Consider the following 11,564-nt stretch of genomic DNA (forward strand, 5'->3'; position numbering starts at 1 on the left):
CGTTGGGCGGAGACGAGCGCGCAGGTGACACCCTCACCCCCACCCGCCGACCCCACGCTCCGCAGCCAAGCGGCCCGCACCCGTACCCGCCGATCGCACCCGTAACCTCTGGCGCATTCGGCGCTAAAGGGGGCGACACCCAGCACGAACGGGCGCGTTGGGCGGAAACGGTCACGAACGTGGTACCCCTCAAGCGTGAGCGCCGGGTTAGTCCTCCGGCGCGTCTGCCATCGCCCGGCCACGCACCTTCTCGACGTGATCCACCATCATGGCGGCGGCCTTCTCGGAGTCGCCGCTAGTCATGGCATCGAGCACTGCCTGGTGCTCGGCAATTGCCTGTTCGGCGTCTGTAATACCCACTCCCCCGAACAATCGGAAACGCTGGATCTGGCCACCCAAGGTGTTGTAGGCCGCGAGCAGGAATTGGTTGTTGGCCTGCGCAGCGATGAGCTGATGGAAGCGTTCATCTGCTTCGAGATAGCTGCGATATTCAGCGAAAGTGCCACCGCGGGGCGCGGTCTTGAGATCTTCCACAGCTTGCTTCAAAGCCTCGAGGCCGTCCGGCGTCATACGCGAACAGGCCAATCGTGCGTTGACCGGCTCAATGGACAATCGCGCTTCCATGAGCTCAGCGAAGTCCTCGCGCGTGAAAACCGGAGCCACCCGATAGCCCTTCAAAGCGACACGCCGCACCATGCCGGTGTGCTCCAATCGGGCCAAAGCCTCCCGCACAGGAGTCGGCGAAACGTCGAGTTCCCTCGCCATCCCGTCAATGCTGACTGCTGCCCCGGGCTCCAGCCGGCCATCCATCAGCCACTCGAGGAGGGCCTCGTAAACATGGTCGGCCAGCACTTGCCTGCTGACGGGAAAGCCAGCACGGGCAACGGACGTGGAAGGATCAGCCATGCCACAAATCCTATAGGAACGCAGGAGGATGGCCGGGGCGCAGTTCTGTCATATTCGTACTTGCCCCATGGGCTGAGTGACCGCACGTTAAACCACGAAGTCGGCACCCGGGCGGGTGCCGACGTCGTCATCTTATTGAGGTGCTTTGCGCTCCTAGTGCGTAGGTGCGCTTAGTTCGCGTAGAACGGGTAGTCGGTGTAACCTTCGGCGCCGTCGGCATAGAAGGTGGAAGCATCCGGCTCGTTCAGCGGCAGGCTTTCACGCCAGCGGCGGGCGAGATCCGGGTTGGCGATGGCAGGGCGACCCACCACCACGGCGTCGGCGAGGCCGTCTTCGATGATTGCGAAGGCTTCGTCACGGGTGGTGATTTCGCTGAAGCCGGTGTTCACCAGGAACGTGCCGTTGAATCGCTCGCGGAGGTCCTGCACCAAGTCGCTCTTGGGGTCATGGTGGAGGATGCTCAAGTAGGCCAGGTTCAGCGGAGCGATGGTTTCCACCAGCACCTCGTAGGTTGCCCGGACATCAGCGGCGTCAGTTTCGGCAATTCCCTGCACGTTGTGCTCCGGGGAAATGCGGATCCCCACGCGGTTGGCGCCGAGGGCCTCGACCACCGCGTTCACGGTCTCGATCACGAAGCGGGCCCGGTTCTCCGGGGAGCCGCCGTAGCTATCGGTGCGAACGTTCGAGTTGGGTGCAAGGAATTCGTGCAGCAGGTAGCCGTTGGCGGAGTGGAGCTCAACGCCGTCGAAACCTGCCTCGATCGCGTTCTTGGAGGCGGTGACGATCTCCTGGATGACTCCCGGGAGTTCGTCCGTCCGGAGTTCACGCGGCACCGGGTAGGGCTGCTTGCCGTTGGGAGTGCGGACCTCGCCGTCGATAGCGACGGCGCTGGGGCCAACGATCTCGTGGCCTCCGGTGATGTCGGCGTGCGAAACCCGGCCACCGTGCATGATCTGGGCGAAGATGCGGCCGCCCTCAGCGTGAACAGCGTCGGTGGCCTTCTTCCAGCCAGCGATTTGCTCCTCCGTGACGAGTCCCGGCTGTCCCGGGTACGACTGGCCTGCGGGCGTCGGGTACGTTCCTTCGCTGACGATCAGCCCAAGGGAAGCCCGCTGGCGGTAATGCTCGGCGATCAATGAACCTGGCACACCGTTCTGACCTGCACGGAGACGGGTCAAAGGCGCCATCACCAGTCGGTTGGACAGTTCAAGTTCGCCGAGGGCCAGTGGGGAAAACAGCATGCGCAGTTCCTTTCAGAATGAATCAGGTTCATCCTGAGCAACTGCATGGCGTCTGCAACTATTCCGGAAGAGCCGCACATCACATGCACATGGTTCGGAGAGCTACTCCGGGTTGATGGTCTTCAGGGCGTCGTCGAAACACTCGCACAGAGCCAGTACGGCCACGAGGTGCGCTTCCTCGGCGTGGGGAGGATCAGTGTCGATGCATATTGCCTCGTTGACTGACTTCGCCAGGTCCTTGGATTCTTTACCGGTGAGGGCCCACACGCGAGCGCCTTTGGATTTCGCGGCCGCAGCGGCCTCCCGCAGATCGTCGGTGATGCCTTTTGCGGCAAGCAACACCACAATGTCACCACGACGCACTTGGTCCGATACCTGGCTGCTGATGGTGCCGCCCGCACCGTCTCCCTTGGGATCGGCGCCCTTGATGGAGATGGCTTTAAACCCGGATCCATTCGTGGGATCGTGGGCGTTCAGCTCGGAGGTGAACCTTTGCGCTTCGTGCGAGGATCCGTCGCTGCCCGCGGCAAAGACGCTGCCTCCGCGCAGCCTGACACGGGCCAGTTCTTCGCCCCATTCAGCGAGCCTTGAAGATTCGCGACGCAGTGCCGCAACGGCAGGTCCGATCTCGCCTAAGTGTCCCAGAACCACGTCGACTGCATGCCGGTTCGGCTTCTTTTCGGTCGACCGCAGTGCCTGGCCTGTTCGCCTCACCACGATACTCACTTCCCTACCTCCGATCCTCCAATGAAACTACAAGTTCCTGTCACCCTCACGCGTTGAGCCGTCGCGCGTTGAGCCGTCCCTCGTTGAGCCGTCCCGCCCGCTGCGGTCCCGGGTAAGTCGCTCGCCCTCGGCGATATCTGACCTATTGCGATCTCCGTCGCGCGAGCCTTCTCCTTCGCGTGAGCGATCAGCGTCCGCCGGACGATCCCGGTCCAGGTCCCCGCCCCTGCTGTCTGCAGCATTGGACCTGCCCGGATTCGAGTTCGGGTCCAGTTTGTCGGCGCGGCGAAGGTGCTCCTCGACGCGCTCGTGGGCTTCGCCGGCCTTATGCGCGTGGTTTTCCGCATCCTTGCGGAGTCGGTTCGCCTCAACTTCTGCCTGCAGCGCGGCGGCCTCGGCCTGGGCTGACTCGGCTTTCGCCTGGTGCGCACCGATGGCTTCTTCAGCCGCCTTCTCGCGCAACTCCTCCGCGCGATGGCGGTTGACCTCTGCTTTTTTGCGGCGCCCGATGACAACCGCAACGATCACAGCGGCGATGACGACGACGGCCAGCACGATGATAAGTACCAGTTGTCCTGTATCCATGTGCATTACCTCCCTGGTGAGCGGCTTTTGTGGGCGCCGCTCGAGGCCCGCGCTGTGCTTGGTACCTGAGCTGTACCCCGATCAGGCTTCCTCGAAACGATTCCGGGATCTCAGGCGGGCAGCTCCATCCGGAAGCCGCACCGGCATTGGATGACCCGGGTCTGGAGATACACATCCAGCAGGCCGTCATCCACGTCGTCGGTTGTCATGGGGGCGTACACGCTGCGAGCAGAGGATTTAGCGAAAGACATGGGCTCGCCACAGTGAAAATATGACCCACCGAACTGGAGCAAGCCGGACACGGCACCGTTCCGGTTAAGGACGGCGGCGACGTCTCGGAACGCGGCGTTGTGAGCATATGATGCCTCGCAGCCCAAGCAGGTGTAGGAAACCCAGACCATCAATTCGCCTGCATGCGGTTCGATGGATTCGATGGTCTCCAAGCTCAGGCGATCACTCGTCCGGCACTTGGTGCAGCTCAGCGCTTTCGCAGGCAGGTGCGATACGCCCCCGGTAACCAGCGGGTTCTTCATGGTGGACAATGCGATCACTCCTCGGTCAGCTCTGCCCGAAAACTCTCTCCCTCCACCATATTAACACTAATAATCAGGGTGCTTACTAGTTTCAGCTTCCGGTGGCTTCCGGGTGCTCCCTGGCGCGCTTCTCTTCCGGCGTCTCAGCACTTTCGTCCGGGATGAAGGTGGGGTCCAGCTCGGTGGTGAAGTCACCCGTGCCCGCGGCATCTTTGTCATGCTCGACGCCGGCAGGCACCTTGGATTCCGAGGCTTTGGAGGGCGTCTGTTCAGCTTCGCTCGGTTCTTCGCTCATAGCCTCAATCTAAGCCTGCCCCCTGGCGGTGTCGAGGCTGCCAGCCTTGTGCACCTCTACCATCTCTGCTTCGCTGGGAGGGTCTCCAGAAGCGAGGGACCCACCCAGCCGGAACGCAGGGAGAACCAATCGTGAAAGCAGTGACATGGCAAGGCCGGCGCTCAGTCAGCGTCGAAGACGTACCTGATCCCTCCATCCAGGAACCCACGGACGCGATCGTCCGGATCACGTCCACAGCCATTTGCGGCTCAGACCTTCACCTTTACGAAGTGCTGGGCCCTTACATGCACAAGGGCGATGTGATCGGGCATGAGCCCATGGGAATCGTGGAAGAAGTAGGCTCCGGGGTCCACCGGCTCAAAAAGGGCGACCGCGTGGTGGTACCGTTCAACATCTCCTGTGGTCATTGCTACATGTGCAACCAAGGCCTTCAATCGCAGTGCGAAACCACCCAAGTGACAGCAAAAGGATCAGGGGCGGCACTTTTCGGTTATTCGGAACTGTACGGCTCCGTTCCAGGCGGACAGGCGCAATACCTGCGCGTCCCCTTCGCGGATTACGGACCCGTGAAAATCGACTCGGACGCACCGGACGAGCGCTACTTGTTCCTTTCAGACATCCTGCCCACAGCATGGCAGGCAGTGGAGTACGCGAATGTGCCGGACGGTGGCACGCTTGCCGTGCTCGGGCTGGGCCCCGTGGGCCAGTTCGCCGCAAGGATAGGTGTCCACAAGGGCTTCCGGGTGATTGGTGTGGATCCAGTCCCCGAACGCCGCGCGATGGCGGAGACGCACGGCGTAGAAACCATGGACTACAGTTCCGACGTCGCCTCCCACATCAGGGAGCAGACACTCGGCCGCGGCCCCGACTCCGTGGTGGACGCCGTGGGCATGGAAGCTCACGGATCCCCCGTGGCATCATTCCTTCACCGGGCGGTCTCCTTGTTGCCGGACAAACCTGCACAGGTGGCCATGGAAACCATGAGCGTTGATCGGCTTGCGGCCCTCCACACGGCCGTGGACCTGGTGCGACGCGGTGGGACGGTTTCCTTGAGCGGTGTCTATGGCGGCCAAGCCGATCCCATGCCCCTCATGACCATGTTCGACAAGCAAATCCAGCTCCGCATGGGCCAATGCAATGTGCGCAGCTGGACCGACGATCTGCTCCCCTTGGTAGAGGACGACGCCGATCCGCTGGGGGTCATGCATCTGGTCACCCATACTGGAGGGCTAGAGGAGGCACCTGCCCTCTACGAGAAATTCCAGAAGAAGCAGGACGGCTGCATCAAAGTAGTGCTCAAGCCCTGATCACGGTCTGCCGCTGAACCCGCAGCCTAGGCCAGGTGCTTTCCGCCGGTCACACCGATGACTGATCCGGAAATGTAGCTGGATTCCTCCGTTGCCAAAAGAACGTAGGTGGCGGCTAGTTCGGCAGGCTGCCCCGCCCTACCCAGCGGGGTGTCCTGGCCGAACTTTTCGATCTTTTCCGACGGCTGGGTGGGTGGTTGCAGGGGTGTCCACACGGGACCCGGCGCCACAGCGTTGACCCGGATGCCCTTAGGCCCCAGTGACTCTGCCAGCGAGAAGGTCATGCTGTTGATCGCCGCCTTGGTGGCTGCATAGTCAATCAGCGACGGACTCGGGTGGTAGCCCTGAATCGAAGAAGTGTTGATGATTGCGGCGCCGGGCTTCATGTGTGGCAAGGCGGCCTTGGTGAGCCAAAAGAGCGCATACACATTGGTCTTGAAGGTCCGATCAAACTGTTCGCTGTGGAGGTCCTCGATGCCCTCACTCGTGGTCATCTGGAAGCCCGCGTTGTTCACCAGGACGTTGAGTCCATCGAATTCGGCCACAGTCTGGGCAATGACTTCCTGGCAAAATTCCTCGTCCTGCAAGTCCCCGGGCAAAGCCAATGCCCTGCTGCCGGCGTCTTCGATGAGCTGGACGGTTTGCTCGGCGTCCTGTTCTTCCTCAGGCAGGTACGTGAAGGCGACATCCGCGCCTTCGCGGGCATAGGCAATGGCCACCGCCCTGCCGATCCCGCTGTCACCACCAGTGATCAACGTCCGCAGGCCCATCATGCGGTGATGCCCCACGTAGCTTTGCTCGCCATGATCGGGCCGGGGCTTCATAGCTTCGGTCCACCCGGGATAATCCTGGGTCTGCGGCTCGAATTCATCGGACGGATACTTGGTCCTCGGATCCGTTTCCCCGGACTCGTCCGGGGTGTTGATGACGTGGTTCACCAATGCCATGGCGATGTCCTCGTCAAGGTCGGTCTGCTCCGTTTTTTCGTTGCGGGTCTCCTCAGCCATGCTCTCAGTGTAAGCATGCTTACGATCCTTGGGGACGTGTTCAGGAAGTACCCAGAATGGCTCGTTAGCCTAGCAACCGTCAGTGTTGGATTACATCGAAGGAGGGCCCATGGGACTCGGAGACAAGATCAGCAACAAGGCACAGGAAGTCACCGGCAAGGCGAAGGAAGCCCTGGGTGACGCCACCAATAACGAGAAACTGCAGGCCGAAGGTGTCGCTGACCAAGCGGCTGCCAAGACCAAGCAGGCGGGCGAGAACGTGAAGGACACCGCAAAGGACACCTTCGACAAGTAAGCCCGCAGCAAGAAACACACATAGAACGAAACACGCAGCACAACGCCCCGGCCCCCAAAGGAAGCCGGGGCGTTCTGCGTGCACCCAAGTAAGTCGCAGTTAACGCCGTTCTCAGCTCTCAGAACGACCTGATCTGCTACCCAGTTGGGTTAGGGGAGTTACTTTTGCGGGGGGAGTACCAGCTCGCCCGACTTATCCGTGGACAAGGCGAGGGACGAGATGTACTGGGGTTCGCCGTCGGGCCCGTCCTGGGCTGAGCGGAGCATGTCCGGGCGTTCGAACTCAAGCCCCCTGACATGGCAGAGCAGCTTGGCGTCGCTGGGGTTTCCGTCGGCGTCGAACATGGGCAGGTCGATTCCGTCGTCGGTCCTGCGAAGGTAGTAGCGGCCCTTGGTCAACAGAGCCAGCACAGGTGGCAGCACCAAGGCCAGACCAACCGCGAAGATGGGCGAGAACGGCTGGACAGCTGCACCGAACGCCCCGAAGAACACTGCAATGGACACCCCGGCGGAGACGAGCATGGACACGAACCCCACGGGATTCACTGCGTAGAGCATCCCGCGGCGGAACTCCGGAACCTTGGGCGAGATCTTCAGCAGGTACTTGTTGATGGCGATATCGGAGGCCACCGTGACAACCCAGGCCATGGCGCAGTTGGCGTAAAAACCCAGGATCGTGTTGAGGAACTCGAACATGTTGGACTCCATCAGGATCAGCGCGATGACCAGGTTGACCACTACAAATACCATGCGTCCCGGGTAGGTCTTTGTGATGCGCGTGAAGGAGTTGGTCCACGCCAACGAGCCGGAGTAGGCGTTGGTGACGTTGATCTTGATCTGCGAAATGACCACCAGCACCACGGCCAGGGTCATGGCGAGCCAGGCCGGCATCATTTCTTCGTAAACACCCAGGAACTGGTGGACAGGTTCATTGGCGGAAGCGGCTGCTGCGGGGTCAAGTTTGGCGATGAGGTAGATCGCGATGAACAAACCAATGATCTGCTTGATGGCACCGAAGATGACCCAGCCCGGTCCGGCGAGGATCACCGCGCGCCACCAAGCGCCCTTGTTTTCGGCCGTCTTGGGCGGCATGAAGCGAAGGTAATCGATCTGCTCGGCGATCTGCGCCATCAGGGACAAGCAGACACCAGCGGCCAGCATCACCGACGCCAGGTTGGGGCCGCCCTCGCCGGAAGCACCGGTGAAAGCGAAGAAGGCATCGATGCTCTCCGGATGGGACAGGAGCAGATAGCCCACTGGAACCACCATGAGCAGCAGCCACAGGGGTGTTGTCCACACCTGCAGGGTAGCCAGGGTCTTCATCCCATAAATCACCAGCGGAATGATGATGACGGTGGACACGGCGTAACCGATCCACTGCGGGATGCCAAGGCCCAGTTGCAGGCCCTGAGCCATGATGGAGCCCTCGAGGGCGAAGAAAATGAACGTGAAGGTGGCAAAGATGATGTTGGTGACCACCGAGCCGTAGTAGCCAAATCCTGAGCCGCGGGTGATCAGGTCCAGATCAATGTTGTACCGCGCGGCATAGTAGGCCAGCGGGAAACCCGTGGCGAAGATGATGACCGCGGCCACGATGATGCCGAAGATCGCGTTCACGGTTCCGTAGGCAATGCCGATATTCGCGCCGATCGAGAAGTCGGCCAAGTACGCGATGCCACCCAGGGCACTCGTCGCCACTACCCCGGCACTCCACTTCCGGTAGGAACGCGGGGCGAACCGGAGTGTGTAGTCCTCCAAGCTCTCCTTCGCGGCACTCATCGCGTCGGCGTTGCCTGCCGCCGGCACACCTGAAGTGCCGGTTCCGACGGCGGTTCCTGCCGCCGTCGACGGCTCCAATGTGGCGGTACTCGTCTTGTCGTCGCTCATTCGTGGTCGCTTTCGTCGGGGATGTGCCTCGTCCCCGACGCTAGTCACGCAGCGCGTCAATTCAGTCACGTCCATGTTTCACAGCTGTAACTTCTGTATCAGCCGCCCCGCGCATCCAAGACCAAAATCAAGCATCACGGTTTGTACGCACCCCACAAAATCGCCGACTACCTGCGCGGATACCGTCAAGGACATGACCACGCAAGCAACAGAAGAAGCCCATGAAACCGGCACCTATGCCATCCTGGACACCGCCCGGCAACAGGTACTCGAACACGGCGAAGGCCTGAACGAGTCTCAACTCAAAGAAATCCTCGAGCTGCCGGACGATGCCATCCCCGCTGCCCTGCAACTCGCCCATGAAGTTCGCCTCAAGCACTGCGGCGAGGATGTGGAAGTGGAAGGCATCATCTCCATCAAAACCGGCGGCTGTCCCGAGGACTGCCATTTCTGCAGCCAATCCGGCTTGTTCGACTCCCCCGTCCGCGGTGTGTGGCTGGACATCCCGGAGCTCGTCAAGGCCGCGAAGGAAACCGCCGCAACGGGTGCCACCGAGTTTTGCATCGTCGCCGCCGTCAGGGGCCCGGACATCAAACTCATGAACCAGATCAAGTTCGCGATCGACCGCATCAAGGAGGAAGTGGACATCAACATCGCTTGCTCCCTGGGCATGCTCACGCAACGCCAAGTGGACCAGTTGGCCGAGTGGGGCGTCCACCGTTATAACCACAACCTTGAAACCGCCCGCAGCTTCTTCCCGGAAGTCGTGACCACGCACAGCTATGAGGAACGCCTGGAAACCTGCGCCATGGTGAAGGCTGCCGGGATGGAACTGTGCTGCGGTGCGCTGATCGGCATGGGCGAATCAGTGGCGCAACGAGCTGAACTCGCAGCCCAACTCGCTGCCCTCGAACCCCACGAAGTCCCCCTTAACTTCCTCAACCCGCGCCCCGGCACACCGCTGGAGAACCAAGGCATCATGGATGGCAAAGACGCTCTCCGTGCCATCGCCGCATTCCGGCTCGCCATGCCGCGCACGGTCCTTCGGTATGCGGGCGGGCGTGAATTGACCCTCGGCGACCTCGGCACCCGCGAGGGCCTGCTCGGCGGCATCAACGCCGTCATCGTGGGCAACTACCTCACCACTCTGGGCCGGCCGGCAAACGCTGACCTCAACCTCCTGGTGGAGCTCAACATGCCCATCAAGGAATTCCAGAAGTCGCTGTGACCACCGCAGTCTCACAGCAGTTTTGCGGGCACTGCGGCGGCGACGGCGTTGGTCCCGGCCCGAGTGACGGCCCGACGTCGGACGCCCACCGCAGCTGCCAGCAGCGTTTGGCGATGGAGCCGCCGCGCTTTTGCCCGCAGTGCCGCCGTCGAATGAAAGTGCAGGTCACGCCTTTGGGGTGGACTGCGGACTGTTCCCGGCACGGAAGGTTTGCGTCATGAGCTCGCTGATCGAGCGGGACCGGGCTACGTTGTGGCACCCGTACGCGCCGGCCTCGGCCACCTTGCCGTTGTGGGAAGTGGAAGCGGCCGACGGCGTGGCGCTGCGGCTGCGCGACGAGCAAGGGCGGACGCATGCGGTGCTCGATGCCATGTCGTCGTGGTGGTCGGTGATCCACGGCTACCGGAACCTTGTCGTGGACGCCGCCATCCGACGCCAATTGAGCAGTTTCAGCCACGTGATGTTCGGCGGGCTTACGCATCAACCTGCTGTTGAACTCGCGGAAAGGCTGCTGGGCATGGCACCGGGCGAACCGGGGCGTCGCCTGGAGCGCGTGTTCCTGGCAGATTCCGGTTCCATCTCCGTAGAGGTCGCCCTCAAGATGGCTATCCAATTCCAGACGGCGAGCGGCCGGCCCAAGCGGCAGCGTTTCCTGACCATCCGCGGCGGCTACCACGGGGACACGTTCGCGGCCATGGGCGTCTGCGATCCTGTGGACGGCATGCATTCATCCTTCCCCGGGTTGCTGGCGCGCAACGTTTTTGCGCCGCGCCCGCCTGCGGCTGCAACTGCAACCACAACAGCCATCAGCACAGCCATCGCCAGGTGGCGGGCAGAAGTGGAGGAACTGGCCAGGCAGCATGCCAACGAGCTCGCGGCAATCATTGTGGAGCCGATGCTGCAAGGTGCCGGCGGCATGTTCATCTATCCGGCCGAGTGCGTGCGGATTCTGCGCGACATCGCGGACCACCACGGCTTGTTGCTGATCCTGGACGAGATCGCCACGGGCTTCGGGCGAACCGGCGAACTCTTTGCCGCGCAGCACGCCGGCGTCGTCCCGGAGATCCTGTGCGTTGGCAAGGCGCTCACCGGCGGCTACCTCACCCTCGCTGCCACGCTGTGTACGGGCGAGGTGGCCCGCACGGTTTCCGCAGGCGAGGCCGGAGCACTCCTGCACGGGCCCACCTTCATGGCCAACCCCTTGGCATGCGCCGCGGCCAACGCCAGCCTCGGCATCCTTGCAACGGGGGCTTGGCGTGAGGACGTCACACGCGTTGGTGCCCGTCTCACAGCGGGGCTGACTCCTGCGTTGAAGCTCGACGCCGTTGCTGACGTCCGCACCCTCGGCGCCGTGGGGGTCATTGAGTTAACGGACGCCGTGGACGTCCCCGCGGTGACACGTGCCGCCGTCGAACACGGCGTGTGGATACGCCCCTTCAGAAACCTCGTCTACGCAATGCCGCCGTACACCAGTTCCACCGCCGAAGTGGACGTGATGGCAACCGGAATGGTGGCTGCCGTGGAAGAAGCTGCCAAACAAAGGGCGGCTGCGTGA

The 11,564-nt window shown here is 62.2% G+C and carries 13 protein-coding genes; 5 read left to right on the plus strand and 8 right to left on the minus strand.

What is annotated here, in order from left to right; genetic code table 11:
* Positions 1 to 207 precede the first annotated feature (207 nt).
* The 6 genes from M1D89_RS17720 to M1D89_RS17745 form a co-directional block, all read right to left on the minus strand.
* Positions 208 to 906: a GntR family transcriptional regulator gene (locus tag M1D89_RS17720; protein WP_498645510.1), complete on the minus strand. Its 699-nt coding sequence runs from the start codon at positions 904 to 906 to the stop codon at positions 208 to 210.
* Between the two features lie 170 nt (positions 907 to 1,076).
* Positions 1,077 to 2,147, minus strand: coding sequence for an alkene reductase (locus M1D89_RS17725; protein ID WP_498645512.1), 1,071 nt, complete (start codon positions 2,145 to 2,147; stop codon positions 1,077 to 1,079).
* A gap of 102 nt (positions 2,148 to 2,249) precedes the next feature.
* Entirely contained in the window at positions 2,250 to 2,873 is a 624-nt protein-coding gene (locus M1D89_RS17730; protein ID WP_498645514.1) for an SIS domain-containing protein, read from the minus strand.
* A gap of 27 nt (positions 2,874 to 2,900) precedes the next feature.
* Positions 2,901 to 3,458: a hypothetical protein gene (locus M1D89_RS17735; RefSeq protein ID WP_498645516.1), complete on the minus strand. Its 558-nt coding sequence runs from the start codon at positions 3,456 to 3,458 to the stop codon at positions 2,901 to 2,903.
* A gap of 110 nt (positions 3,459 to 3,568) precedes the next feature.
* On the minus strand, positions 3,569 to 3,991 hold the full coding sequence (locus tag M1D89_RS17740; RefSeq protein ID WP_498650985.1) for a hypothetical protein: 423 nt from the start codon (positions 3,989 to 3,991) through the stop codon (positions 3,569 to 3,571).
* A gap of 91 nt (positions 3,992 to 4,082) precedes the next feature.
* On the minus strand, positions 4,083 to 4,286 hold the full coding sequence (locus M1D89_RS17745) for a hypothetical protein (RefSeq protein WP_498645518.1): 204 nt from the start codon (positions 4,284 to 4,286) through the stop codon (positions 4,083 to 4,085).
* Between the two features lie 131 nt (positions 4,287 to 4,417).
* Here M1D89_RS17745 and M1D89_RS17750 point away from each other — a divergent pair, with 131 nt between their 5' ends.
* Positions 4,418 to 5,593 carry a zinc-dependent alcohol dehydrogenase gene (locus M1D89_RS17750; protein WP_498645519.1) on the plus strand — a complete coding sequence of 392 codons (1,176 nt, stop codon included), beginning with the start codon at positions 4,418 to 4,420 and terminating at the stop codon, positions 5,591 to 5,593.
* Between the two features lie 26 nt (positions 5,594 to 5,619).
* Here M1D89_RS17750 and M1D89_RS17755 read toward each other — a convergent pair whose 3' ends face one another.
* Positions 5,620 to 6,600 (minus strand): SDR family oxidoreductase, encoded by a 981-nt coding sequence (locus M1D89_RS17755; protein ID WP_498645521.1) that lies wholly within the window; start codon positions 6,598 to 6,600, stop codon positions 5,620 to 5,622.
* Positions 6,601 to 6,709: 109 nt separating this feature from the next.
* On the opposite strand from M1D89_RS17755, the gene M1D89_RS17760 reads away from it, so the two are divergent.
* Positions 6,710 to 6,895, plus strand: a complete 186-nt coding sequence (locus M1D89_RS17760) for a CsbD family protein (RefSeq protein ID WP_498645523.1) — start codon at positions 6,710 to 6,712, stop codon at positions 6,893 to 6,895.
* Positions 6,896 to 7,053: 158 nt separating this feature from the next.
* Here the strand turns inward: M1D89_RS17760 and M1D89_RS17765 are convergent, their stop codons facing one another.
* The gene (locus M1D89_RS17765) at positions 7,054 to 8,781 is read right to left on the minus strand and encodes a purine-cytosine permease family protein (RefSeq protein WP_498645525.1); all 1,728 of its coding nucleotides are present in this window, start codon (positions 8,779 to 8,781) and stop codon (positions 7,054 to 7,056) included.
* 193 nt (positions 8,782 to 8,974) lie between these two features.
* On the opposite strand from M1D89_RS17765, the gene bioB reads away from it, so the two are divergent.
* The 3 genes from bioB (at position 8,975) to M1D89_RS17780 (ending at position 11,564) form a co-directional block, all read left to right on the plus strand.
* A complete protein-coding gene (gene bioB, locus M1D89_RS17770) occupies positions 8,975 to 10,009 on the plus strand; it encodes a biotin synthase BioB (protein ID WP_498645527.1) in 1,035 nt (344 codons plus the stop codon).
* Positions 10,010 to 10,122: 113 nt separating this feature from the next.
* Positions 10,123 to 10,230, plus strand: a complete 108-nt coding sequence (gene bsaP / locus M1D89_RS17775; RefSeq protein ID WP_498650986.1) for a biotin synthase auxiliary protein BsaP — start codon at positions 10,123 to 10,125, stop codon at positions 10,228 to 10,230.
* Positions 10,227 to 11,564 carry an adenosylmethionine--8-amino-7-oxononanoate transaminase gene (locus M1D89_RS17780; protein WP_498645529.1) on the plus strand — a complete coding sequence of 446 codons (1,338 nt, stop codon included), beginning with the start codon at positions 10,227 to 10,229 and terminating at the stop codon, positions 11,562 to 11,564. The genes bsaP and M1D89_RS17780 overlap by 4 nt, the downstream gene beginning before the upstream one ends.

It is taken from the genome of Arthrobacter sp. D3-18 (assembly GCF_054408525.1).

Coding starts and splice junctions, on each gene's coding strand:
- M1D89_RS17765 (WP_498645525.1), bottom strand. CDS start 8,781: ATGAGCGACGACAAGACGAGTACCGCCACATTGGAGCCGTCGACGGCG.
- bioB (WP_498645527.1), top strand. CDS start 8,975: ATGACCACGCAAGCAACAGAAGAAGCCCATGAAACCGGCACCTATGCC.
- M1D89_RS17720 (WP_498645510.1), bottom strand. CDS start 906: ATGGCTGATCCTTCCACGTCCGTTGCCCGTGCTGGCTTTCCCGTCAGC.
- M1D89_RS17735 (WP_498645516.1), bottom strand. CDS start 3,458: ATGGATACAGGACAACTGGTACTTATCATCGTGCTGGCCGTCGTCGTC.
- M1D89_RS17760 (WP_498645523.1), top strand. CDS start 6,710: ATGGGACTCGGAGACAAGATCAGCAACAAGGCACAGGAAGTCACCGGC.
- M1D89_RS17780 (WP_498645529.1), top strand. CDS start 10,227: ATGAGCTCGCTGATCGAGCGGGACCGGGCTACGTTGTGGCACCCGTAC.
- M1D89_RS17740 (WP_498650985.1), bottom strand. CDS start 3,991: ATGAAGAACCCGCTGGTTACCGGGGGCGTATCGCACCTGCCTGCGAAA.
- bsaP (WP_498650986.1), top strand. CDS start 10,123: ATGGAGCCGCCGCGCTTTTGCCCGCAGTGCCGCCGTCGAATGAAAGTG.
- M1D89_RS17755 (WP_498645521.1), bottom strand. CDS start 6,600: ATGGCTGAGGAGACCCGCAACGAAAAAACGGAGCAGACCGACCTTGAC.
- M1D89_RS17745 (WP_498645518.1), bottom strand. CDS start 4,286: ATGAGCGAAGAACCGAGCGAAGCTGAACAGACGCCCTCCAAAGCCTCG.
- M1D89_RS17725 (WP_498645512.1), bottom strand. CDS start 2,147: ATGCTGTTTTCCCCACTGGCCCTCGGCGAACTTGAACTGTCCAACCGA.